Genomic DNA, 22,922 nt, shown 5'->3' with positions numbered 1-22,922 from the left:
AGAGATTTTTCTCTATTTTAAACTATATTTATATTTTGAGTCAAGATTTTTTATATCTAATATCAAAAGAGCAACTACACAAGCAGTTTATCTTTGAAAATATCTATCCAAATAAAAATTTAAATTACTACTTATGCGATGATTTATCCTTAGAAACTTATATAAAGCTTTGTAAATTTGGATTTATTTCAACTTCTATTATTCTTGAAAATAATTTTTATCTACTTCCTGAAATACAATTTGAATATGCTATTTTAGATTTTAATAATCTTCATATTAGTAAAAAGGTAAAAACTCTTATAAAAAATAGAGAGCATCACTTTTGTATAAATAACGATTTTCAATCTGTTTTAAATGAAATTAAAAATTATCATAAAGATTCTTGGATTGAAGAAAATTACGAAAAGTTATTAATAAAATTAAATACATTAAAAAATATTAGTTTAAACTTTGAATTAGTTAGTATTGAATTATATGATAAAAATAACGCAAAATTAGTAAGTGGTGAGATTGGTTATATTATTTCTAAAACATATACTTCACTAACAGGTTTTTCTTCAAAATCTAAAGAGTATAACAATTGGGGTAAACTTCAAATGGTACTATTGGCTATTTATTTAGAAGAAAACAAATTTGACTTTTGGAATTTAGGACATCCATACATGAAGTATAAATTTGATTTAGGAGCAAAACTATATTCAAGAGATGAATTTTTAAAAAGATGGCTAAATAGCATTTAATAGTTTATTGAAACATAAAAACTAAAATCATATTCATTGTCTAAATTTATAAAATCAACACTTTCATATATTGCAAATGATGGTTTTGTTGTTGTTTCATAATCACTTCTTGGTAACCATTCATGATAAACCCACTGAATAAATGGAAGTAAATCTTCATTTTTTGCTTTTAAATCAAATTTAGCATAAACACCTTCAGCTATTTTGAATTTTGGGATTCTATCACTTTTTATATTTTTATCATCATCAACTATGATACAAGCAATATATTGGCATTCATCAAGAGGAGTAATTGTTGGGTTATCATGAAAAAGTGCTGCTCTTTTATATTGTTTTATATTATTTGTCAAAACCCAAGTTTGAAGCTTTTGCCATGTCTCTTCAATATTTTTATTATAACCACGATTACGTATATAATAGCTCTCTATAGCCTTTGTTTTTACAATAGTTGGTGTAATATTGTCAAAATTAGCTTTAGATTTCATAGCAAATTTTGATTGTTTTATAATCTCATTTGAATACTCTTTGTATCCACCATTTTTCCACTCTTTTGGACTCATACCAAATCTATCTTTAAATATTTTTATAAAAGATGATTGTGAAGAGTAACCACATGAATTTACAATACTAGAAATTGTTGAATATCTATTTGTAAGAAGTAAATTTGAAGCTTTTTGAAGCCTAATTGATTTTATACTCTCATAAATATTTCTTCCAAAAATCTCTTTAAAAACACGATGCATATGAAACTTACTAATTTCTAAATCAATGCTAAGCTCTTCAATATCGATGTTTGTTTCAATATGAGTGTATATATAATACATAATATCATTTGCTATTTTTGTTCTTTTTTCTAATGTCTCTTTTTTCATAAGAGAATTTTATCAAAAGTTAGATAAAATAAGCACTAAACAACAATTTATAAAGCACCAAAAAAGAAGAAGAAAATATAAAATTTTCCTAGAATACGGTACTTTAAAATCAAGTGTTGATATAAAATACTTAAAGGAGAAATGTGGAAGCCCTACTACAAGCTATATTTAGCTTTTTTATGATTATGGGAATAGGAACGTCTATACTTTTGGTTATTGGATTTTTATTAAAAGCAAAAGGTGTAACTTTTGTTGAATTTTTTCCAAAAAAAGATAAAGATACTCCATCTCAAGTTATTTACAATAATGTAATATCGCAAAGTCCAAATCAAGGCTCTTATGGTGTTGATGCTAGAAAAGTTGCTGCTATTATGGCTGCTATACAGCATCACAACAAAAAAGGTTGAAAAATATGTCAAAAAAATACATAGATATTATGGATACTACTTTCAGAGATGGATTTCAATCTGTTTTTGGAGGAAGAGTTTTAATGAATGACTTCTTTCCAGCTGTTGAAGCTGCAAAAGAAGCAGGTATTACTCACTTTGAATTTGGTGGAGGAGCAAGATTTCAATCTTTGTTTTTTTACCTAAATGAAAATGCCTTCGATATGATGGATAAATTTAGAGCTATTGTTGGTCCTGATGCAAATTTACAAACTCTAGCTCGTGGTATAAATACAGTTATGCTTGATACTGGAAGCAGGGAATTAATTGAACTTCATGCAAAAATGTTTGAAAAACATGGAACAACAACTATTAGAAATTTTGATGCATTAAACGATGTTCAAAATCTTGAATATAGTGCACAATGTATTAAAAAATATGGCTTAAAACATGAAGCTGTTGTAACACTTATGGATTTGCCACCAAATTGTACAGGTGCTCATGATATTCCTTTTTATGAAAAAACTCTAAGAAACATCTTAGATAGTGGTTTACCATTTGATTCTATTTGTTTTAAAGATGCAAGTGGTACAAGTAGTCCTAATAAAGTTTTTGAAACAATTAAAATGGCTAGAAAACTTTTAGGAGATTCTACTCACATAAGACTTCATACTCATGAAACAGCTGGTGTTTCGGTTGCTTGTTATTTAGCAGCTTTGGAAGCTGGTGCAGATGGTATAGATTTAGCAGCATCTCCAGTTAGTGGAGGAACATCTCAACCTGATATTCTTACAATGCTTCATGCAACAAAAGGTATGAACTATGATTTAGGTGGTTTGCAAATAGATAAAATTTTAAAATATGAAGAAGTTTTAGCTGATTGTTTAAAGGATTATTTTTTACCACCAGAAGCAACTCAAGTTTCACCTCTTATTCCATTCTCACCAATGCCAGGTGGTGCATTAACTGCGAATACTCAAATGATGAGAGATAATGGAACTTTAAACAAATTCCCTGAAGTAATCAAGGCTATGCAAGAAGTAGTTGTAAAAGGTGGATTTGGTACAAGTGTAACTCCTGTATCTCAATTTTATTGGCAACAAGCATATGCAAATGTAATGTTTGGTCCATGGAAACAAATAGCTCCTGGATATGGTCGGATGGTTTTGGGATACTTTGGTAAAACTCCAGTTGAAGCTGATCCAGATATTATAAAACTAGCAAGTGAAAAACTAAAACTTGAACCAACAAAAAGAAATCCTTTGGATATTGCAGATGAAGATCCAAAGAAAAAAGTTGATGTTTGGAGACAAAGATTAGAAATTGAAGGAATAGAAGCAACTGAAGAAAATATTTTTATAGCTGCAGCTTGTGATGAAAAAGGTATTACATTTTTAAAAGGTAATGCACCTTTAAATGTAAGAAAAAATGAAAAAAAAGATGAAAATAAACAAATAGGAGAAAATAAAATGTCAAATGGAAATTATACGGTAGTTGTAGATGGTCAAAGATTTAATGTATCGGTTTTTGAAGGAGATGTTCAAAATATTCAAGTTGCACAACCTGTGCAACAAGTAGTTCAACAAGCACCTGTTCAAGCAGCTCCAGTAGCACCTGCAAAACCTGTTTACAATGGAACAGAAGCAATAGCTCCTGTAAATGGAAATGTATGGAAAATCCTTGTAAAAGAGGGTGATAGAGTTGAAAAAGATCAACAAATAATGATACTTGAAGCTATGAAAATGGAAATAGATGTTGTTGCACCAGTTTCTGGAACAATTAGTAAAATTCTAACAGAACCTTCAAAAGCAGTTGAAGAAGGTCAAACTCTAGCAGTTATTGCTTAAATTAAAAGTGCTTATCTATTTTAGATAAGCACTACTTTTAAACTATAAATATAGTTTTATATATTTCAAACTATTCTTTTAATAATCCTTATTATAAAATATCAAAAAAACAAAAGAGCATTTAATGAAATTTTTCAAATATATACTTTTAGTAATTCTTATAAATATACTTTTCACTGGTTGTTTTCTTAGTACAAATATAAATAGTGGAGGATCAGTAGGAATGAGTGTCGGTGGAGCTATTTTTTAAAAGAATTTTTACTAGAAATAAAAAAGCCTTGCCTAAAAGACTAACTCTTAGACAAGGCTTTTAAATGGAGCGGGAGACGAGACTCGAACTCGCGACAGTCTGCTTGGAAGGCAGAAGCTCTAGCCAACTGAGCTACTCCCGCAAAATTATTAATTTTTAGTTGTATAAAGTGGTGCGGATGAGAAGACTCGAACTTCCACACCGTAAGGCACCAGATCCTAAGTCTGGCGTGTATACCAATTTCACCACATCCGCATATAAAGTTTTAAAGTTTAGTTGGTATTCTAAACTAAAATGGTACTCCCAGTACGATTCGAACGTACGGCCTACGCCTTAGAAGGGCGTTGCTCTATCCAGCTGAGCTATGGAAGCATAAAAAATTTAAAATAAACATAATGGGGTAAGTAACCGGGTTCGAACCGGCGACCCTCTGAACCACAACCAGATGCTCTAACCAACTGAGCTATACCTACCACATGTTTATACTATATAAATGGTCGGGGCGAGAGGATTCGAACCTCCGGCCCCCTGGTCCCAAACCAGGTGCGCTAACCAGACTGCGCTACGCCCCGATAAACACCTTTTTACTCAAAAAGTGGACGGAATTATATTATATATTTTCTCTTTTGTCAAGAGCTTTTCAAGAAATATTGTAGAAAATACAAAATTCCTTGAAATTGTCTAAAATTGTATTAAACCATCAAGTGGAGAACTAGCACTTGCATATGGTTTTTTCTCTATTCTTCCTGCTTTATAACCTAATCTTCCAGCTATAACTGCGTGCTTCATAGCTATTGCCATTAAAATTGGGTCTTTGGCTCCTGCTATTGCTGTATTTGTTAAAACTCCATCTGCTCCAAGCTCCATACAAATTGCAGCATCACTAGCACATCCAACTCCAGCATCAACTATAACAGGAACTTTTACACTATCTTTTATAAATGCAATATTATATTTGTTTTGAACACCTAAACCACTTCCAATTGGAGCTGCTAAAGGCATAATTGCATCTGCACCAGCATCTTCAAGTCTTTTTGCAACAATTAAATCATCACTTGTATATGCCATAACTGTAAAACCATCTTTTTTTAAAATTTCACAAGCTTTAATAGTTTCAATAACATCTGGATACAAAGTCTTAGTAAAATCTCCAATTATCTCAAGTTTAATTAAATCAATACCTGTGGCTTCTCTCATAAGTCTAAAAGTTGTCACTGTTTCTTGAGCATTCTTACATCCAGCACTATTTGGTAAAAACTTAATATTTGTATCTTTAAAATAATCTAATAGATTCTCTTCATTTGGATTTGTAATATTTACTCTTCTAATTGCAACCGTGATTAACTCACTTCCACTTGCAAGTGTTGCTTCTTTAGTAGTTTGGAAATCTTTATATTTACCACTTCCAACAATTAATCTACTATTTAACTCATATTTTCCTATTTTTAAAATATCACTCATATTGTATTTTCCTTTATAAATTTTAAATAATCTTCACTAATATTTGAAATATCTAACTCAATAATTTCTGGAATATCATAACTATGAAGTTCTAAGATTTTGCTTTTAACTTTAGAAAAAAGCTCTTTTTTTGTTTTTATACTTAAAAGTGTTTCTCTTTCACAACATAATTTATCATCCCAATTATAAATAGATTCAATCTCTTTTAGTTGTATACAAGCAGCAAGTTTATCTTTAATCAAAATTTTAGCTATTTGTTTTGCTTCTTCTTTACTTGAAGTTGTAGTTTGAATTATAACTACTTTCATAGTTTTTTTATCTCTTTTATCAAATCTTTTGGAGTTAAAGAGTAGTTGTTTTTTTTATATTTTTTTGCTGCTAATGTGTGTGCTAAACTTCCGCAAATAGTTGCTTCCAAAGGTTTATATCCTTGAGCCAAAAGTGAAGATATTAAACCAGTTAAAATATCACCACTTCCACCTTTGCTTAGTTTTTGACTTCCAAACTTATTTATATACATATTATTATTTTGAGAAATAATTACATTTGCACCTTTTAATAAAAGTGTTACTTTGGGATATATTTTACAAAATTTTTCAACATATAAAAATCTATTTTCTTGTAAATCTTTAATAGAAATATCAGCAATATTTGTTAGTTTTAAAAGAGATATAAACTCTTTTGGATGTGGAGTTAAAACTACATTTTCATCTAAATATTTCACTATTAATGGATTATAAAAAATATCTGCATCTAATACTTTTGGAATATTTAATTTTAAAATCTCTTCAAGTTTAAGAGATTCAAACTCTCCTAATCCCATACCCAAAGCTATTGCTGTACAATTCTTACTCACACTTTTAGTTTGCATTATATGAAATGGTATATTTTTTTCATTTTGTGAAACTATTGTAACAAGCCCTGCTCCAAAAGAAAAAGCAGCTTGCGAAGCTATTATTGAAGCACCTATTTTATCTCCACAAATTACATTTAAGTGTCCAAAAGTTCCTTTATGAGTGTTTTGTATATCTCTTAAAGGCAAATCTAAATCAGATTTCTCAAGTAGATATTTATTTGTATTAGTTTGAAAAAACTCATTTTCCAATCCCAAAGTTGCAACTTTTATTTTTCCTACAAAATCTTTTGCAATATCACTTAAAAGTGCAGTTTTTAAAGCACCCATAGTTATCGTAATATCTGCTTTAAAAGCTGTTTTAGTAAGCTGTCCTAAGTTATTTATTCCACTTGGAATATCACAGGCAATTTTAAATGAGTTAAAGCTATTTAAACTATTTATTAAAAATACACTATCTTCATCTAGTTCTTTGTTTAAGCCTGTTCCAAACAAGCAATCAACTATAATATCTGCTTGAAAAATCTCATCTACAAAATTTACACCTAAACTTTTTGCTCTTTTTTCTTGTATTTTTCCAATTTGAGTTTTTGGATTTTTTAGCAAATATATAAAAACTTCAAATTTTCCAAAAAGATGTCTAGCAAGTGCTAAGCCATCTGCACCATTATTTCCACTTCCACAAACAATTAAAATAGAACTATTTTTTTTGAATTTTTTTGTTATATAATTTTTTAGAGATAAAGAAGCATTTTCCATCAAGATATCTTCTGTAAAGTGAAATTCTTCTATTGCTCTTTTATCCAAACTTCTTACTTCATCAAATATCTTTTTCACTGGAAATACTCCTTTAATTAGTTATTAGTTTTTAAATTTCCATCCATTATCAACTAAAATAACTCTTATTTTATCTTTTAAATCACCTTGGATTTCAACATATTCATCTTTTATTGAACCTCCACAGGCAAGTTTTGTCTTAAGTAATCTTAAAATATCTTTTATCTTTTCATCTTCTATTTGAAATTTACCAATAATAGTAACTGGATTTCCATTTCTTTTTTCAAGAGAAAAAACTAATTGATGCTGATTTTTTGGTAAAACTACTTTTTCAATTTTCTTTTGTATTTTCACTTTGTCTTTATCCTCTTTTTTTGTATCAAAACTATTTCCTTCTAGTTTTGCGCCAAGACCAAAAGACAATTTTTCCACTATTCCCATTTTAGTACTCCTTTAATCTACTTTTTATATCTAAATCTTCTAGATTTATAAAATCATTTTGTTGATACTGCTCAACCGCAACTCTTCCTATCATAGCAGCATTGTCTGAGCAATACCTTAACTGGCTTAAATGCAAAGTTGATTTATATTCCAAGCAGATATTTTCAAGTTCTCTTCGTAAATATAAATTTGCACTTGCACCCCCAACTATCGCAAAATTTTTGATAGTTTTTTGTTTAAAAAGTTTTTTTAGCTTTTGCAAGATATGTTTTACAGCTGCTTTTTGAAAACAAGCACATATATCACTTATATCTTGTTCTTCTAAAGTGGTGCGTTCTAGTCTTTGTATTTCAAGTCTAACTGCATTTTTAAGTCCTGAGTAACTAAACTCTATTTTTGGACTTTGAGAAAGTGGTATTGGAAAAGAAAATCTATTTTCATCTCCATTTTTTGCATACTTTTCAACTATTGGACCACCAGGATATCCTAAATTCAACATTTTTGAAACTTTATCAAAACTCTCTCCAAAACTATCATCTAGTGTTTTTGCTAAAATTTTCATATCGTTTAAACTATTTGCTTCAATTATTTGAGTATGTCCACCTGAAACCAAAAGAGTTGTAATAGGAAATATTGCCTCTTTTTCTATAAAAAGTGAGTAAATATGTCCTTTTAAATGGTTTACAGCAATTAATGGAATATTTAAAGCTATACTAATTGCTTTTGCCATAGAAACACCTTCTGTTAAAGTTACACTTAAACCTGGGGCATTTGTAACAGCAACAGCTTTTAAATCTTTTAAATACTCTTTACACTCTTCAAGAATTTTTGGTAATGCTTCTATATGAAGTCTAGCTGCAAGTTCAGGCACAACTCCACCATAAATACTATGCTCTATTTCTTGAGATATTTTTTTATGAAAAACTAGCTCTAAAGTATCTATTTTTGTAATAGAAATAGAGCTATCATCACAAGAACTTTCGATTGCTAGTATCATACTTTTTTACTCCTGTTTTTCACAAACTTCTTCTCTTTTTATCCAATCCAAAGCACAATCAAGTTTTCCATATCCAGAACTAGCATTTATATGTCCTGCATCTTCCATAATTTTCATACCAATATTTAATTTACTTTGTAAAGCTATCGCTTCTTCTAAACTCATATATGGATCATTTGTTGAAGCCGCCATTATAATCTCTTTTGCTTTTAGATTTTTTGACTCAGGATAAGGAAAAAAGCTTTTAGCATCTTCTAAGACTTCATTTCTTACGGGTGCAACTAGCATTAATTTATCTAAATTAATATCTAGTTCATCACAAATATGAAACCATAAAATATTTGCCAAAGAGTGACAAACTACAATATCTGGCTTAAAATGTTCTAATTCTACTTTTAAGAAATCTTTCCATATTTTTAAATCTGGACTATTTTTATTTGGTAACTCAGGAAAAGATACTATAAAATCTTCTTTAATCAAATCCATTGCCAAATGAGCTTGCCAATGAGGATATGAGCTTCCATTAAGCCCATGTAAAATTAAAACTCTTTTATTTTTCTTCATCTTTAATTCCATATTTATAAATTTCAAATTTTGCTCTTTTTAGATTATCTTCTATTTTTTCATCAAAATATTCAATAGTTATTTTATAATCTTTTTTAAAAACAAGAGCTACTAACTCTTTTTTAGTTTCTATTTTTTCATCATTTTTTGAATGTTTTTTCCACTCTTCTAGCTTATCTTCATATAGCTTTACAATATTTTTCTCAAACTTTACTCTTGTATAAATTAGATATATTACTAAGATTAATAAAATTCCAAAAGGAATTAACAAATCAAGAGTCAAAATATCTCCTTACTTCTTTGTCTATTTCAAAAATATCTTCAATATTTGAAGCCTTTAAACTATTAAATATATCTATAGCTTCAAAACTTATTTTTGAAATATCCAAAAATCCTATTTTTCCACTCAAAAATTTTGAAACAGCAACTTCATTTGCTGCATTTAAAACAACACCTAAGTCAAGATTATTTAAAATCTCATCTTTTAAAGACCAGATTGGATATCTACTCTCTTCTATTTTTTTAAACTCTAAAGATGATATTTCAAGTAGATTAATAGGTTTTAAAATCTCACAATCAACTCTTCCTAAAATTGCATAAGATATTGGAAGTTGCATAGATGCATTTGCAATATGAGCTGTTGTACTTCCATCTTTAAAATTTACAAATGCATGAACCAAAGATTTTGGCTCAATAACAGCATCTAGTTTTTTTGTACCAAAAAGCCAAGCAGCCTCGATTAACTCAAACATTTTATTTGTCATAGTCGCACTATCTATTGTTATTTTATTTCCCATCTTCCAGTTTGGATGATTAAGAGCCTCTTTTATAGATACATCTTTCAAAGCTTCAAGCGGATAATCTCTAAAAGAACCTCCACTTGCTGTAATTGTCATAGAATCTATTTGTTTATCTTGAAGCAAATACCAAAGTCCAAAATGTTCACTATCAATAGCACTTAAATTTTTTTGATCAATAAATTTTCCAGCAACTACCAAAGACTCTTTATTTGCCAAAGCAACTTTTTTACCGCACTCTATAGCCTTTAATGTTGGTTTCAATCCTAAAAAACCAACAAGAGCATTTACCACAGTTTTTGAAGAGCTATTTTCTATTGCTTCAAGTATAGCTTCTTCTCCAAAAAATACATTTTTGTGATTTACTTTTTTTATATCATCTTTAGAAGCAATTATCACTTTTTTTGGATTATGCTCTTTTATTTGAGAATTTAGTAAATCAATATTTCTTCCAGCTACTAAAACCTCAACATTTAGAGCAAATTTTTTTGCAATTTCTAGAGTATTTACTCCAATAGAACCTGTACTTCCAAGAAGTATCAAATAATTATCCTTAATAAAACTAACATAACTATCGCTCCAAATAAATACCCATCAACTCTATCTAAAACTCCACCATGTCCTGGTAAAATATTTCCACTATCTTTTACTCCAGCTTCTCTTTTTAGATAACTTTCATATAAATCTCCAAAAACTGAAGATAACGATACGATAGCTGAAACTATAATAGCTCCTAAAATCCCAACTTCATTTATAGAAGTAAAAACTCCCAAGATAACAGCAAAAACCATACCACCTACAACACCCTCTAAAGTTTTATTTGGACTTGTTTCGCAAAATGGAGTTCTTCCAAAAGTTTTTCCTGCAAAATAAGCTCCTGTATCAGTAGCTGCAACTATTATTAGTAACCAAAATAGTACCATTACTCCAAATTCACTGTATAAAGAGATTAAAAAAACAAATGATGCTGTTGGATAAAGAAGAGGTAGAATCATCTTTTTATCAAGTTTTCTTTTATATGCTAATTGTGAAGCATAACCAATTGCTACAATAAATATTAAATCAACAGGCATTGGATAGAAATATACAGCTAACCAAAGTAATAAAACATAGATATATATGCTCTTATCTTCTAATCCATATAGCATTTTTGCTTCACGTACTGCAACCATAAGAACGACTCCAAATACGAGCCAAAATAGAAAGTATGAATCTATATATGCAATAATCAAAAAAAGCACAAACAAAACAAGAGCTGTTTTTACTCTTGTTGATAAATTTCCAAGTATTTTAAACATAAAGCTTACCTTAAACTAAAATTACAATATTTTACTAAAATTTCGCTTTTAAATCGATTGTATTATTATATTTTGAGAGTTTTAAAATGCACCAAAATTTAGTGCATTTTAATTTTTTAGAATAATCCAGAGATTTGATTTGCAATCTGTTTTTCTAAAATTGGTGTTGCTTCTTGTAAAGTTAAATTCATTTTTGTAGCTTCTGCTAACATTACTGTTTTATACTCTTTTCTCTCTTCTTCATAATATTGAGTTTTATCATTTGCTATATTTGAATTAATCTGTCCAATAGCATCTGTATTTCTTACATCTCCACCAAAACTATTTACAAATCCTGATTTTTTACTATCTCTTACACTTGCTTGAGAAGCTAGTGTTGAATTTTGAGTCAACACTGAACCTCTTGATTTCTCTTTTATTAATATATCAACTTGCATTTGATAAATAGTATCTTCTGTTGCTTTGCCAATAAGTCCACCAATTACAGCAGCTCCTAATCCAACTCCAATAGCTTGACCTGCTCCCCCATTATTATATGCAGAAACACCAGCTCCAATTGCACCTGTCCCCAAAGCAGCACCAGCTACATTATTTTCTTGTTTTTTATCACAATAAAGTACATTTACCATCAAAATATATGTAGCTTCATCTGGGTCATCAACAACTTTATAACCTTTTGCTTGTAGTTCATTTGATAAACTTTGTTCAAGATTTATTGGCTGTCCGCTAGTATTTTTACTAGATATAAATACTGTTCTTAACTCTTTTTTAACAGGGTCAATAAAAACACTTTGAGACATTCTTACATTAGTTTGTAACTCCGTCGTTGCACATCCACTAAATAGTGTTGAAGCTAAAACTATACTTAGTGTCAAATTTCTAATTTTTTTCATTATATTCTCCTAAAAAATATTCAATTTCAAATATTATATTTAAATTTTATTAACTATCTCTTATGTTAAACTTTAACCAAAATAGTACTATAAGGATTGTAAAGTACATTTGCTCCATGTTGAATTTTGACATTTCTTCTTTGAGTAAAATCAACTTCATAAGTACCGCCAAAATCTACACTAAACTTTGCACATAAAATTGCTGCTTTTTCTATTATATTTTGTGGTAAATCTTTTTTACTATTTTGTACAATAACATGACAAGATGGTCTATCTTTTAGATGAAACCAAAAATCACTAGCTTTTGAATTTTCAAGTAAATATATATTTTCTCGCTCATTAGCACCCAACATTATTTTAAAACCTTCAAAAAAGAAACTCTCACAATTTTGAGCTTTTTTTGTTTTTATCTGATTTTTCTCTTTTTTTGGAGACAAAAATTCACACTCATCAATTGAACTTGCATTTTGAAGATTTAATCTTAATTTTTTTAAGAAATCTAATTTATCTTTTAAGTTACTCTCTTCAATTGTTATATTAAGAGCTTTTTGTTTAAATTTTTTTGCTTTTTTAAATAAATCATTTGTAAATATAGTTGGATTTTTCATATTTTCAAGCTCTATAATTATCAATTTACCATTATAATCTTCAATTTTTAGCTCTTTTTGATACGCTTTTATAGTATGCAAATTTGCTAAAATTAGATTTGCTTTAGTGTATGTATCTTCAGACTCTTTTTCCAAATCCTCTTTTTTTGGTAAAGAGTGTAAAATTTTTTCTAATTTTTTAATATTTCTATCAATATTTGAAATTTTTTGTTTTTTAATATTTTCTAAATTCTCTTTAACTTGTTCATCATAAACCTGATATAAATAATCTTCAATATTTTCTATTTCATACTCTTTTGGTACAAAATCTTTTTTAGGAATTTCTTCAAGTTTTACTCCAACTTTTATAACTCTAAAAGATGAATACTCATCAATATGTCTTAAGGCTTCCAAAATAGTTCTATTTTCATCTAAAATTATAATATTTGTATATTTTCCTGTAAATTCAAGCTGCAAAATCAAATTCTCTTTTTTGTAAGATGAACTTGAATTTACATTTATATTTATAATTTTATCATTGTTATAAATCTCAATACTTTGAATTTTTGAATTCGTAAACTTTTTTTGAAGCATCACATCAAATGGTGCATTAAAATCTTTTTTTAAAGATATTTGCTCTTTTGATTTAAATATTTTCGCATTTGATTTATTTAAATCAAAGTATATAATATTCTTATTATTAAATTCTATTATAATTATATTGTTATCAACTCTTTTTATAAACCTTATATCTCGGGCATTTTCACTTAAATAGCGAACAATTTTTTTTAAAATATTATATTGCAATTTTTACTCTTTTTTTTATAAATTTAAGACACTTTTTATATCTAAAGGTTATAATTGTATCTAAATTTAATTTAGGAGAATAGTATGAAACTATTAAAAATATTAGCAGCCTCTACTTTAGCTTTAGCTATTGCGTCAACTTCGGCTTTTGCAGATGTTCAAAAAGGACAAAAAGCATTTATAAAATTCCTTAAAGAGCCTTGTGGAATGGATGGAGCAAAATTTGCTTTAAAACATACTCAAGAGGAGTGGAGAAAAATCAAAGCAGATGGAACAGCGCAAGCTGAGATTATGAAATTTTGTCCAAATGTAAAAGCTGGAGATATAAAAGAGAGCCTACTTGAACATGTTATGGATTTCTCTATTGAGTTTGCAAGTGATTCAGGAAATGTTCCTTCTTGCTAATTTTTAAATTATAAAGATAGTTAATTCTATCTTTATAAAACTAATCTATCGTATTTTGAAACTATTATTTCAGATAAATCTATCATTTTTATATTCATAATTTTATACTCAACATCACTCATTTTTATTAAAAACTTATCATAAATAAATGAATATGGATATAGTGTAAAAAAGATGAATTCTTTGCTAGTTGCCTCTTTATTTAACTCTTTAAACCAAAGTGCTAAAATAGAAAAATATAGAAGTGATGGGTTAAACTCTTCATTTTGCTTGAGGTTTTTTTCAAGCTCTTTTGATATAAAGTTGTAGCATTTTAAAATAGCTTTTACTCTAAAGTTCTTTTGATTATCTATATAATATTTTGGTTCGTATAAAATATTTGAAAGTTGTTTTAAAATATCACTATTAATAGTTTCAAACTCATGATAAAGTTCCAAATCAGACTTTGTTTTTGGTTTTACATCTTTATACGTATTTATTAAGTCTCTACAAAATAGTAACAATGCTTCAGTTTTTATTTTAGAAATATTTAAAATCATAAATAAATTGTAACCAAATCTTACTAAAATAACTATGTGATTTATATTGTTTAAGTTTTTTTAAGATAAAATAATTGCATTTTATAAAACTTTGAAAAAAAGGAAAATATTGGAACAAATTGGTTTATTATATGATGGTCAAGTTTATGACCTTCAGACTGCGGAAGCTTTAAATATCAAAGGAGATATTATAAAAGCCGATGATTCAAAAGAATCTTTAGATATTTTAAGACACTCTTGCGCTCACATGATGGCTCAAGCTATCAAAGAACTTTATCCTGAAGCAAAATTCTTTGTTGGACCTGTTGTAAAAGAAGGTTTTTATTATGATTTTAAAGTAGAAAGTAAAATTTCTGATGAAGATTTACCTGCTATTGAAAAGAAAATGAAAGAAATCGCAGATAGAAAACTACCTATTACTAGACATGAAACTACAAAAGAAGAGTTTTTTGAAAAGTTCAAAAATGATGAATTAAAACAAGCTGTTTTAAAAAATATCAAAGATGATACCTTAACTATATATAAACAAGGTGATTTTGAAGACTTATGTAGAGGTCCTCACTTACCAAACACTAGAATGATTAGAAGTTTTAAACTTACACGTGTTGCTGGTGCTTATCTTGGTGGTGATGAAAAAAATGAGATGATTACTAGAATTTATGGTATTGCATTTTTTGATAAACAAGCATTATTTGATTACACAAAAATGATTGAAGAAGCTAAAAAAAGAGACCATAGAAAACTAGGAACTGAACTTGAACTTTTCACATTTAATGACGATGTGGGAGCTGGTCTTCCTATGTGGTTGCCAAATGGTGCAAGATTAAGAAGTAAACTTGAACATCTTTTATATAAAGCTCACAGAGTTAGAGGGTATGAACCAGTTCGAGGACCTGAAATTCTAAAAGCAGAAATGTGGAAAATCTCAGGACATTATGCAAACTACAAAGAAAATATGTATTTTACTACTATTGATGATCAAGAGTATGGAATAAAACCAATGAACTGCGTTGGACATATTCAAATCTTTAAAAATAACCTAGTTTCATATAAAGACCTACCAAAAAAACTTTTTGAGTATGGAGTTGTTCATAGACACGAGATGTCAGGAGCAATGCATGGATTATTTAGAGTTAGAGAATTTACTCAAGATGATTCACATATCTTTTGTACACAAGACCAAATAAAAGAAGTAATTTTTGAAGTATTAGAGTTTGTTGATTCACTACTTAAAATGTTTGATTTTAAATATGAGATTGAAGTTTCTACAAAACCTGAAAAAGCAATTGGTGATGATATTTTCTGGGAAAAAACAACTGCTGGAATTATGGATGCTTTAAATGAGAAAAATATTCAATATGGAATTGACGAAGGTGGTGGAGCATTTTATGGTCCAAAAATCGACATTAAAATTTTAGATGCAATTGGTAGAAAATGGCAATGTGGAACAGTTCAAGTAGATATGAACTTACCTTCAAGATTTAATGCTGAATTTATCAATGACAAAGGTGAAAAAGAACAACCAGTTATGATTCATAGAGCAATTCTTGGTTCTTTTGAAAGATTTATTGGAATATTAACTGAACATTGTGCTGGTGAATTTCCATTTGTTATTGCACCAACTCAAGTTATTTTTGTTCCAATTGCTGATTCTCATCTTGAATATGCAAAAGAGTTACAAAGAGATTTAGTTGAAGATGGTATTGATTCTAAAATCTTTAATATGAACGAAAGTTTAAATAAAAGAATTAGAATGGCAGAAAAAGAGAGAGTTCCAATGATAGTTGTTATTGGAGATGAAGAGGTTACTAATAAATCTATTGCTTTAAGAAATAGAAGAACTAGAGAACAATCAAATTTAAGTAAGCAAGATTTTATTGACTTACTAAATAAAATAAACAAGGAGAGTAGAATTTGAGTAGAGATAATAAAAAATCAGATGTAATTATGAATGAGGATATTACTGCAAAAGAGGTAAGATGTACAAATGATAGTGGGGAAAACTATGGAATCATTCCTACTGCTCAGGCTCTTGCCATTGCAGATGAAGCTGGACTTGATTTAGTTCTTATAGCAGCAGATGGTGTTCCTCCTGTTGCAAAGATTATGGATTATAGTAAATTCAAATATCAACAAGAGAAAAAGAAAAAAGAGGCAAAGAAAAATCAGAAAATAGTAGTTGTTAAAGAGATAAAACTATCTGTAAAAATTGCTGAAAATGATATTAACTACAAAGTAAAACATGCAATTGAGTTCTTAGAAGAAGGAAATCATGTTAAATTTAGAGTTTTTCTAAAAGGTAGAGAGATGGCAAATCCTGAAGCTGGAGTTGAAGTTTTAAGAAGAGTTTGGGCTGTGATTCAAGATATTGCAGTTATGGACAAAGATCCAAAACTAGAAGGTAGATACGTAAATCTTCTTGTAACTCCTAAAAAAGATTAGTTTTAACTAATCTTTTTTAAACTATCTATTTAAAATAAAATATATATTTTAATCATTTATTAATATTTTTTTGAGTATAATCCAAAACTTTTTCACTATGAAAAATGCAAATTTATATGAAAGGATTTCTTTATGCCAAAGATGAAAAGCGTTAAAGGTGCTGTTAAAAGATTTAAAGTAAAGAAAAATGGAACTATCAGAAGAGGTTCTGCTTTTAGAAGCCACATTTTAACTAAAAAAACGCAAAAAAGAAAAAGAAATTTGAGAGGACCACAAACTGTACATAGTACAAATGTTTCTGGAATTCTTTCAGCTTTATGTTTAGCGTAATTACTAAAATATAGTAATTTTGTCCCTCCATATTATATGGATAAGTTCGGATAAATCCGACACCTTATTAAAAATAACGGTAAAGAAAGGAAAAATATGCCAAGAGTAAAAACTGGTGTTGTAAGAAGAAGAAGACACAAAAAAGTATTAAAACTAGCTAGAGGATTCTTTGGTGGAAGAAGAAAACACTTTAGAAAAGCTAAAGAACAGTTAGAAAGAAGTCTTGTTTATGCTTACAGAGATAGAAGACAGAAAAAAAGAGATATTAGAAAACTATGGATTATCAGAATCAATGCAGCTTGTAGATTAAATGATATTAACTACTCAAGATTCATGAATGGTTTAAGATTATCAGGTATTGAACTTGATAGAAAAATCTTAGCAAACCTTGCTATGAATGATTCTGCTGCATTTGCATCTTTAGTAGTATCTGCTAAAGCAGCACTTAAATAATAAATTTGCATTCAAATAAAAAAGGGATGGTTTTAAAACCATCCCTTTTTTTATGTCAAAGATAAATAAACCTTTTTATTCTAAAGGCTCATTTACTTCAATTTTACAATTTTCACCTTTACAATTAATATTTGCATCAAAGTAAAAAATTTCACTCACATCAAAACCATCTTTTTTTAGTTTCATCCAAGCCTCAATAGATCTAGAGCCTGCACTACAATTAAAAATTATAGTTTTGTTTTTTGGTAATTTTGAAACAATCTCTTTTGCTGAAAGTTTGTCTGCTTCAATATTTATAGAACCTTTAATATGTCCTTTTTTAAACTCTTTTTCTGGCAATACATTTACAAACTGTATATAATTTGGGATTTTATCTTCAACAATAAAAGCTTTTAACCACTCACCATCAATACTTCCCTCATCGCTTCCAATTTTTGCACCATTTTTACTAAATTGCGGTTTTTGTTCTTTTTTTACAGTATCGATTTTTTTAGCTCCTACTGTTGTTGGAAGAGCTTGTTTTTTCCATTCAGGAAGACCGCCTGCATAAACAACAACATTTTCATATCCTAGTTTATATAATTTATCTGCAACTATATTTGATTTTTCACACTCATATCCTGCACAAAAAACTACAATTTTTTCATCTTTATCAATAGGAAATCTTCCTGCTAATTTATCAAAATTTGTATCAGGAACTGAAATACTTCCTAAAATAGTCTCTTGTAAATATTTAACATGTGGTCTTGCATCTACAAGCAAAGCACTATTATTTTCAAAATAAGCTTTTACAACTATTGTATCAACCTCTAAATAATCTTTTTTAGACCATTCAGGCTCTCCTGCATTATAAACTTTTACATTTTTATGACCTTTTTTAATCAATAAATTTGCAACAATAGCACTTTTTGTACAAGCATATCCTCCACAAAATACTATTAGCTCTTTATCTTTTGAAACATCTAAAAGTTGTTTATAACCTGCTTCAAAATCAGTATCTGCAATATTCAAACTAGAAGGAATAGTTCCTCTTTGATATTTCACTTGAGGTCTTGCATCAATTAAAATAGCTTCAACAGAACTCCTATTTCCAACTCCGATAGCTTTTTTAACATAATCAAAATCTACTTCTTTTAACTTATATTTTTTTATAAGCTCTTTTACTTCTGAAGTAGGCTCTTTTAGATTATCTGTTTCTTGAGCATTTGCAAATAAAAACAGAAAACAAATAGATAAAACTGTAAATAACTTTTTCATTTAAATAACCTTTTTTTTGAAATTTTTAAAACTCATATAAATTAAGCTTTTCCGCTTAACATTCCATACATAGTCATAGGTTTTAGCATATAAACTTTCATTAACCACCAAATCCATCTCTCTTGCGTTGGATCCAAAGGAAATGATGGAGTTGGTTTTGCAGTCCAGTCAAACTCAGCTAACATTACTTTTCCAATATCTGTAATAAGTGGGCAAACTGTATATCCACCAAAATATTGTGTTGGTTCTTTTCCTTCCATAACTGAAATCAAATTATCAACTAATACTTTGTACTGTTTTCTTACAGTTCCACCAGTTTTTCCCATAGGAACAGCAGCTATATCTCCTAGAGCAAAAATATTGTTATATTTTACATGTTGTAGTGTTTCTTTGTGTACAGGAACCCAACCTCTTTCTGAACCTATTTCAGACTTTCCAATCTCATCTGGTGCTTTTTGAGGTGGTGTTATATGTAAAAAGTCAAAAGGTACTTCAACTTTTTGATTTTTCTTTACAATTTCATGTTCTTCTAAATCTTTATCATATTCACCTTTTTCTTCCCAGTGTTTATTAAATATTGCTATTTTTTTTGAAATATCAACTTCAACTAAATTATGATTAAAATTCCACTTCATATTTCTTTCTATAAATTGTTTCTCAATTGCATCAGCATACTCTTTTACACCAAATAATCTTCCGCTATCATCATAGTAATCTAATGAAACATTTGCTCTTGCATTTGCTTCATTTAGCCTAGAATTCATAAGATACATAACTTTTTTTGGTGCTCCACCACATTTTACAGCTGTACTAGGAGCTGTAAAAACAGCTTTTAAATTTTCACCTGATTTTGCTTTTTCTATAAAAGATTGAGTTTGTTTCCACATATCTTCAGAACTATCAATATTATAAACAGATGTAATTCCATTATTTCCAAAAACTTTTAGAATTTTAGAAGCATCTCCATTTGTATATGATTCTCCTATTGCTTCAAGACCTTTTATAGAACCAAAATCTAATACAACTCCAGCTGCAACTATCATAAAATCATAATCTAAAATATCTCCAGAAGCCAAAGTAACTTTATTTGCTTCAGGATTAAACTCTACTGCTTTATCCTTGATTAAAGTTACACCTTTTGGTAAAAAATCTTTTGTCTCATAAATTAACTCATCTTTTGAAGAGTAAATTCCACTTGCTACCAAAGTAGTTCCAGCTTGATATGAGACAGATTTTGGATTTGGCTCAATTACTGTGATGTCAGGTTCGCTTAAGATATTTGATAATCTAGCAGCTGTTGAAATACCAGCTAATCCTCCACCAATAATTAAGATTTTTCCTTTTGCTTCACTAGCTTTTGCAATAGTTGCAGCTTCAGCATTCGTTCCACCAGCTAAAAAAGCAGCTCCACCAAGACCTGCAAGTCTAAAAGCATCTCTTCTTGAAATTCCAGCTTTTTTTAATTCGCTATCAACAATTTCTAATGCTTTTTTCATCTCATCATTTTTCATTTAACTTCCTTTTGACAAAATATTAAATATATTATCTAAAAAATCATAACATTATACTTACTTAAATAAGCTATTATTTTAAATATATTATTAGTTTATTTTATAATATTAAGAGCTTTTTCATACTCTTTTTTCTCATTTATATTTAAAAATTCATCTTCATTATTAAAATTTATGATTTGAAATTTTGAGTTTTTTACTAGGTAATTTATTTTATGAATATCATCTTTTATCATTGAATTTATAATATTATTTATATTTTTTGAGAATATTCCACAAAGATTGTGAGTTTTTTCTTCTGTTTGAGCAATAGTTATATCAAAATTATTTGAATTTTCTAGAAGTTTTTTTATTGAAGATATTTTAATTAAAGGCGTATCAACTGTTATTATAAAAACTTTATCAAATTTTTCTAATATTGTTTGCAAAGCTAGAATTGGAGAGTAAACTTCTTGATTTTTATCTAAAATAAGTTTTGTTTTATCTTTTAAAAAATCAAATTTATCGTTTTTTGAAGAGATATAAATATCTTTAAAATATGGCTTTAATCTATTAAATTGGAACTCTATTAAAGTATTTGAAGAAGAAAAGGGAAGAAGAGATTTATCCTCTCCCATTCTTGAACTTTTTCCTCCACTTAAAATAACACATGGTATTTCAAATGGCTTGATAGTCATAATTATAAGCTTCTAGGATCTGTAATATATCCAGAAATTGCACTAGCAGCTGCAACAGCACTATTTGCTAAATATATTTTTGAGCTTCGTGAACCCATTCTTCCAACAAAGTTTCTATTTGTTGTAGAAATACATACTTCTCCATCTCCTAAAATTCCCATATATCCACCCAAACATGCACCACAAGTTGGATTTGAAACAACTGCTCCTGCATCAACTAAAATATCAATGTATCCAAGTTTTGTAGCATCTCTTAGAATTTTTTGAGTTCCTGGAGTTATAATAAGTCTTACATGTCGTGCAACTTTTTTATCTTTTAAAATTTCAGAAGCAACTTTAAAATCACTCAATCTTCCATTTGTACAGCTTCCAATAAATACTTGATCAACTCTTATATTATCACTTACTGCTTGAGACATAGAGTGACCATTTGATGGTAAAAATGGATATGCAATTACAGGCTCTAGTTTTTCAACATCAATCTCTATTACTTGACAATATGTAGCATCAGCATCACTATAGTGGATTTTTGGCTCAGCTCTTAAGCCATTGTTATTTTTAGAAACTGTATCTAAAAACTCTTTTGTAATATCATCATATGCAACAATTCCATTTTTAGCCCCTGCTTCAATAGCCATATTACATAAAGAGAATCTATCATCCATACTTAAATATGCAATTGTATCACCTGTGAACTCTAAAGCTTTATATAAAGCTCCATCAACACCTAAAATTCTAATAATTTCTAAGATTAAATCTTTTCCTGTTACAAATGGAGCTGGCTTTCCTTTGAATACAACTTTTATTGATTCAGGAACTTTAAACCAGTTTCCGCCCGTAATCATTCCAAAAGAGATATCTGTACTTCCCATTCCAGTACTAAATGCTCCTAAAGCTCCATGAGTACATGTATGAGAATCAGCTCCAATAATTACATCACCTGGTAATACTAATCCTTTTTCGGGTAAAAGTGCATGTTCAATTCCCATATCTTTTTCATCAAAAAAGTTTTTTAAATCGTGTTTATAGGCAAAATCTCTTGAAATTTTTGCTTGATTTGCACTTGCAATATCTTTTGCAGGAATAAAGTGATCTAAAACTATTGCAAATCCATCAGCATTTGCAAGTTTTTCAAAACCACCATCTTCAAAAGCTTTTATTGAAATTGGAGTTGTAATATCATTTCCAATAACCATATCAATTTTGCTTCTTACAATCTCTCCAGCAAAAACTTTTTTCCCTACATGCTCACTAAATATCTTTTCTGTTATTGTTTGACCCATTTTTTATCCTAATTATTCTTATTTTTCAAAATTTAGTTTAGATTATAGCTAAAACTTTTTTAAGACAATTTATTTTTAACTTTTCTATCAAAACTTATTTACTATATCTTCTATTTTAACTGGTGGTCGTACTATAAAAGCCATGTTTTCTGCAACTAAAATTGGTCTTTGTATTAAAATTGGATTTTTGATTACAGCTTCTATTAGTTTCTCTTCATCTTTGATATTTTCTAGTTTTAAATCTTTGTAAATCTCTTCACCTGTTCGCACTAGCTCAAAAATAGAGATATTTAATTTTTTTAATAACTCCTCAAGCTCAACTTTTGATGGTGGATTTAGTAGATAATCTCTTACTGATATTTCAAAACTATTTTGCTCTAAAAAATCTTTTGCACTGTTTGATTTTGAGCAAGAAATATTGTGCCATAACTCTAATTTTTGCATTTTAACTCCTA

Annotated in this window: 27 protein-coding genes and 5 tRNA genes; 9 read left to right on the top strand and 23 right to left on the bottom strand. The window is 28.6% G+C overall.

Features of this window, described 5'->3' with window-relative positions:
- The first annotated feature begins 35 nt into the window (after positions 1–35).
- Positions 36–740, top strand: coding sequence for a GNAT family protein (locus CJ670_RS01660; protein ID WP_228154182.1), 705 nt, complete (start codon positions 36–38; stop codon positions 738–740).
- Here CJ670_RS01660 and CJ670_RS01655 read toward each other — a convergent pair.
- Positions 737–1,612, bottom strand: coding sequence for an AraC family transcriptional regulator (locus tag CJ670_RS01655; RefSeq protein ID WP_105911733.1), 876 nt, complete (start codon positions 1,610–1,612; stop codon positions 737–739). The genes CJ670_RS01660 and CJ670_RS01655 overlap by 4 nt on opposite strands.
- A gap of 143 nt (positions 1,613–1,755) precedes the next feature.
- Between CJ670_RS01655 and CJ670_RS01650 the strand changes: the two genes are divergently transcribed.
- From CJ670_RS01650 to CJ670_RS11025, 3 genes are all read left to right on the top strand, one after another.
- Complete coding sequence (locus tag CJ670_RS01650; RefSeq protein ID WP_170144482.1) at positions 1,756–2,019, top strand: OadG family protein; 264 nt, start codon at positions 1,756–1,758, stop codon at positions 2,017–2,019.
- Positions 2,020–2,024: 5 nt separating this feature from the next.
- Positions 2,025–3,845, top strand: coding sequence for a biotin/lipoyl-containing protein (locus CJ670_RS01645; RefSeq protein ID WP_105938618.1), 1,821 nt, complete (start codon positions 2,025–2,027; stop codon positions 3,843–3,845).
- Positions 3,846–3,969: 124 nt separating this feature from the next.
- The gene (locus CJ670_RS11025) at positions 3,970–4,095 is read left to right on the top strand and encodes a hypothetical protein (RefSeq protein ID WP_265735151.1); all 126 of its coding nucleotides are present in this window, start codon (positions 3,970–3,972) and stop codon (positions 4,093–4,095) included.
- Between the two features lie 65 nt (positions 4,096–4,160).
- Here the strand turns inward: CJ670_RS11025 and CJ670_RS01640 are convergent.
- From CJ670_RS01640 to CJ670_RS01565, 16 genes are all read right to left on the bottom strand, one after another.
- Positions 4,161–4,237, bottom strand: a tRNA-Gly gene (locus CJ670_RS01640).
- A 28-nt stretch (positions 4,238–4,265) separates the two neighbouring features.
- Positions 4,266–4,350: transfer RNA gene (locus CJ670_RS01635), tRNA-Leu, on the bottom strand.
- Between the two features lie 40 nt (positions 4,351–4,390).
- Positions 4,391–4,467, bottom strand: a tRNA-Arg gene (locus CJ670_RS01630).
- A 24-nt stretch (positions 4,468–4,491) separates the two neighbouring features.
- Positions 4,492–4,568 (bottom strand) — tRNA-His (locus CJ670_RS01625).
- 21 nt (positions 4,569–4,589) lie between these two features.
- Positions 4,590–4,667: transfer RNA gene (locus tag CJ670_RS01620), tRNA-Pro, on the bottom strand.
- A 109-nt stretch (positions 4,668–4,776) separates the two neighbouring features.
- Positions 4,777–5,556: a thiazole synthase gene (locus CJ670_RS01615; protein ID WP_105911731.1), complete on the bottom strand. Its 780-nt coding sequence runs from the start codon at positions 5,554–5,556 to the stop codon at positions 4,777–4,779.
- Positions 5,553–5,864 (bottom strand): divalent-cation tolerance protein CutA, encoded by a 312-nt coding sequence (gene cutA / locus CJ670_RS01610; protein ID WP_105938617.1) that lies wholly within the window; start codon positions 5,862–5,864, stop codon positions 5,553–5,555. The genes CJ670_RS01615 and cutA overlap by 4 nt, the downstream gene beginning before the upstream one ends.
- Complete coding sequence (locus CJ670_RS01605; RefSeq protein ID WP_105938616.1) at positions 5,861–7,246, bottom strand: NAD(P)H-hydrate dehydratase; 1,386 nt, start codon at positions 7,244–7,246, stop codon at positions 5,861–5,863. The genes cutA and CJ670_RS01605 overlap by 4 nt, the downstream gene beginning before the upstream one ends.
- A 24-nt stretch (positions 7,247–7,270) precedes the next feature.
- Complete coding sequence (locus CJ670_RS01600) at positions 7,271–7,627, bottom strand: translation initiation factor (protein WP_105911728.1); 357 nt, start codon at positions 7,625–7,627, stop codon at positions 7,271–7,273.
- Position 7,628: 1 nt separating this feature from the next.
- A complete protein-coding gene (tsaD, locus tag CJ670_RS01595; protein WP_105938615.1) occupies positions 7,629–8,624 on the bottom strand; it encodes a tRNA (adenosine(37)-N6)-threonylcarbamoyltransferase complex transferase subunit TsaD in 996 nt (331 codons plus the stop codon).
- A gap of 6 nt (positions 8,625–8,630) precedes the next feature.
- Entirely contained in the window at positions 8,631–9,188 is a 558-nt protein-coding gene (locus CJ670_RS01590) for an RBBP9/YdeN family alpha/beta hydrolase (protein ID WP_105911770.1), read from the bottom strand.
- Positions 9,175–9,471, bottom strand: a complete 297-nt coding sequence (locus CJ670_RS01585; RefSeq protein ID WP_105938614.1) for a hypothetical protein — start codon at positions 9,469–9,471, stop codon at positions 9,175–9,177. Before CJ670_RS01585 ends, CJ670_RS01590 begins: the two co-directional genes overlap by 14 nt.
- Positions 9,461–10,528, bottom strand: coding sequence for a 1-deoxy-D-xylulose-5-phosphate reductoisomerase (gene dxr / locus CJ670_RS01580; protein WP_105938613.1), 1,068 nt, complete (start codon positions 10,526–10,528; stop codon positions 9,461–9,463). Before dxr ends, CJ670_RS01585 begins: the two co-directional genes overlap by 11 nt.
- Entirely contained in the window at positions 10,525–11,283 is a 759-nt protein-coding gene (locus CJ670_RS01575; RefSeq protein ID WP_105938612.1) for a phosphatidate cytidylyltransferase, read from the bottom strand. Before CJ670_RS01575 ends, dxr begins: the two co-directional genes overlap by 4 nt.
- A gap of 116 nt (positions 11,284–11,399) precedes the next feature.
- On the bottom strand, positions 11,400–12,176 hold the full coding sequence (locus CJ670_RS01570; protein WP_105938611.1) for a complement resistance protein TraT: 777 nt from the start codon (positions 12,174–12,176) through the stop codon (positions 11,400–11,402).
- A gap of 65 nt (positions 12,177–12,241) precedes the next feature.
- Positions 12,242–13,570 (bottom strand): NFACT RNA binding domain-containing protein, encoded by a 1,329-nt coding sequence (locus CJ670_RS01565; protein WP_105938610.1) that lies wholly within the window; start codon positions 13,568–13,570, stop codon positions 12,242–12,244.
- Positions 13,571–13,654: 84 nt separating this feature from the next.
- On the opposite strand from CJ670_RS01565, the gene CJ670_RS01560 reads away from it, so the two are divergent.
- Complete coding sequence (locus CJ670_RS01560) at positions 13,655–13,975, top strand: cytochrome C (RefSeq protein WP_105911721.1); 321 nt, start codon at positions 13,655–13,657, stop codon at positions 13,973–13,975.
- Positions 13,976–14,007: 32 nt separating this feature from the next.
- Here CJ670_RS01560 and CJ670_RS01555 read toward each other — a convergent pair whose 3' ends face one another.
- A complete protein-coding gene (locus CJ670_RS01555) occupies positions 14,008–14,514 on the bottom strand; it encodes a hypothetical protein (RefSeq protein ID WP_105938609.1) in 507 nt (168 codons plus the stop codon).
- Between the two features lie 109 nt (positions 14,515–14,623).
- Between CJ670_RS01555 and thrS the strand changes: the two genes are divergently transcribed.
- The 4 genes from thrS to rplT all read left to right on the top strand — a co-directional run bounded on the left by thrS (position 14,624) and on the right by rplT (position 17,739).
- Complete coding sequence (thrS, locus tag CJ670_RS01550) at positions 14,624–16,432, top strand: threonine--tRNA ligase (protein ID WP_105938608.1); 1,809 nt, start codon at positions 14,624–14,626, stop codon at positions 16,430–16,432.
- A 29-nt stretch (positions 16,433–16,461) separates the two neighbouring features.
- Positions 16,462–16,956 (top strand): translation initiation factor IF-3, encoded by a 495-nt coding sequence (infC, locus tag CJ670_RS01545; protein ID WP_207761805.1) that lies wholly within the window; start codon positions 16,462–16,464, stop codon positions 16,954–16,956.
- 132 nt (positions 16,957–17,088) lie between these two features.
- A complete protein-coding gene (rpmI, locus tag CJ670_RS01540) occupies positions 17,089–17,286 on the top strand; it encodes a 50S ribosomal protein L35 (protein ID WP_105911717.1) in 198 nt (65 codons plus the stop codon).
- A gap of 96 nt (positions 17,287–17,382) precedes the next feature.
- On the top strand, positions 17,383–17,739 hold the full coding sequence (gene rplT, locus CJ670_RS01535; RefSeq protein WP_105911716.1) for a 50S ribosomal protein L20: 357 nt from the start codon (positions 17,383–17,385) through the stop codon (positions 17,737–17,739).
- 75 nt (positions 17,740–17,814) lie between these two features.
- Here rplT and CJ670_RS01530 read toward each other — a convergent pair whose 3' ends face one another.
- From CJ670_RS01530 to CJ670_RS01510, 5 genes are all read right to left on the bottom strand, one after another.
- The gene (locus tag CJ670_RS01530; protein ID WP_105938607.1) at positions 17,815–18,996 is read right to left on the bottom strand and encodes a rhodanese-like domain-containing protein; all 1,182 of its coding nucleotides are present in this window, start codon (positions 18,994–18,996) and stop codon (positions 17,815–17,817) included.
- A gap of 41 nt (positions 18,997–19,037) precedes the next feature.
- Positions 19,038–20,507: an NAD(P)/FAD-dependent oxidoreductase gene (locus CJ670_RS01525; protein WP_105938606.1), complete on the bottom strand. Its 1,470-nt coding sequence runs from the start codon at positions 20,505–20,507 to the stop codon at positions 19,038–19,040.
- Between the two features lie 95 nt (positions 20,508–20,602).
- Positions 20,603–21,184: a molybdenum cofactor guanylyltransferase MobA gene (mobA, locus tag CJ670_RS01520; RefSeq protein WP_105938605.1), complete on the bottom strand. Its 582-nt coding sequence runs from the start codon at positions 21,182–21,184 to the stop codon at positions 20,603–20,605.
- 2 nt (positions 21,185–21,186) lie between these two features.
- Positions 21,187–22,467, bottom strand: coding sequence for a 3-isopropylmalate dehydratase large subunit (locus CJ670_RS01515; protein ID WP_105938604.1), 1,281 nt, complete (start codon positions 22,465–22,467; stop codon positions 21,187–21,189).
- 87 nt (positions 22,468–22,554) lie between these two features.
- On the bottom strand, positions 22,555–22,911 hold the full coding sequence (locus tag CJ670_RS01510) for an ArsC/Spx/MgsR family protein (RefSeq protein ID WP_105938603.1): 357 nt from the start codon (positions 22,909–22,911) through the stop codon (positions 22,555–22,557).
- Positions 22,912–22,922 lie beyond the last annotated feature (11 nt).

The sequence above is a fragment of the Arcobacter cryaerophilus gv. crypticus genome, from assembly GCF_002993025.1.
Lineage (GTDB): Bacteria > Campylobacterota > Campylobacteria > Campylobacterales > Arcobacteraceae > Aliarcobacter > Aliarcobacter cryaerophilus_B.
Note: the sequence above shows the minus strand (reverse complement) of the source record. Positions and strands in the feature narration are given on the sequence as shown.

What these genes read in the sequence shown, in the direction of transcription:
- infC (WP_207761805.1), top strand. Translation starts at nt 16,462, where the DNA reads ATGAATGAGGATATTACTGCAAAAGAGGTAAGATGTACAAATGATAGT.
- CJ670_RS01600 (WP_105911728.1), bottom strand. Translation starts at nt 7,627, where the DNA reads ATGGGAATAGTGGAAAAATTGTCTTTTGGTCTTGGCGCAAAACTAGAA.
- CJ670_RS01645 (WP_105938618.1), top strand. Translation starts at nt 2,025, where the DNA reads ATGTCAAAAAAATACATAGATATTATGGATACTACTTTCAGAGATGGA.
- mobA (WP_105938605.1), bottom strand. Translation starts at nt 21,184, where the DNA reads ATGACTATCAAGCCATTTGAAATACCATGTGTTATTTTAAGTGGAGGA.
- rpmI (WP_105911717.1), top strand. Translation starts at nt 17,089, where the DNA reads ATGCCAAAGATGAAAAGCGTTAAAGGTGCTGTTAAAAGATTTAAAGTA.
- rplT (WP_105911716.1), top strand. Translation starts at nt 17,383, where the DNA reads ATGCCAAGAGTAAAAACTGGTGTTGTAAGAAGAAGAAGACACAAAAAA.
- CJ670_RS01575 (WP_105938612.1), bottom strand. Translation starts at nt 11,283, where the DNA reads ATGTTTAAAATACTTGGAAATTTATCAACAAGAGTAAAAACAGCTCTT.
- CJ670_RS01555 (WP_105938609.1), bottom strand. Translation starts at nt 14,514, where the DNA reads ATGATTTTAAATATTTCTAAAATAAAAACTGAAGCATTGTTACTATTT.
- CJ670_RS01655 (WP_105911733.1), bottom strand. Translation starts at nt 1,612, where the DNA reads ATGAAAAAAGAGACATTAGAAAAAAGAACAAAAATAGCAAATGATATT.
- tsaD (WP_105938615.1), bottom strand. Translation starts at nt 8,624, where the DNA reads ATGATACTAGCAATCGAAAGTTCTTGTGATGATAGCTCTATTTCTATT.
- CJ670_RS01510 (WP_105938603.1), bottom strand. Translation starts at nt 22,911, where the DNA reads ATGCAAAAATTAGAGTTATGGCACAATATTTCTTGCTCAAAATCAAAC.
- CJ670_RS01515 (WP_105938604.1), bottom strand. Translation starts at nt 22,467, where the DNA reads ATGGGTCAAACAATAACAGAAAAGATATTTAGTGAGCATGTAGGGAAA.
- CJ670_RS01560 (WP_105911721.1), top strand. Translation starts at nt 13,655, where the DNA reads ATGAAACTATTAAAAATATTAGCAGCCTCTACTTTAGCTTTAGCTATT.
- CJ670_RS01530 (WP_105938607.1), bottom strand. Translation starts at nt 18,996, where the DNA reads ATGAAAAAGTTATTTACAGTTTTATCTATTTGTTTTCTGTTTTTATTT.
- CJ670_RS01590 (WP_105911770.1), bottom strand. Translation starts at nt 9,188, where the DNA reads ATGAAGAAAAATAAAAGAGTTTTAATTTTACATGGGCTTAATGGAAGC.
- CJ670_RS01615 (WP_105911731.1), bottom strand. Translation starts at nt 5,556, where the DNA reads ATGAGTGATATTTTAAAAATAGGAAAATATGAGTTAAATAGTAGATTA.
- cutA (WP_105938617.1), bottom strand. Translation starts at nt 5,864, where the DNA reads ATGAAAGTAGTTATAATTCAAACTACAACTTCAAGTAAAGAAGAAGCA.
- CJ670_RS01570 (WP_105938611.1), bottom strand. Translation starts at nt 12,176, where the DNA reads ATGAAAAAAATTAGAAATTTGACACTAAGTATAGTTTTAGCTTCAACA.
- CJ670_RS01525 (WP_105938606.1), bottom strand. Translation starts at nt 20,507, where the DNA reads ATGAAAAATGATGAGATGAAAAAAGCATTAGAAATTGTTGATAGCGAA.
- CJ670_RS11025 (WP_265735151.1), top strand. Translation starts at nt 3,970, where the DNA reads ATGAAATTTTTCAAATATATACTTTTAGTAATTCTTATAAATATACTT.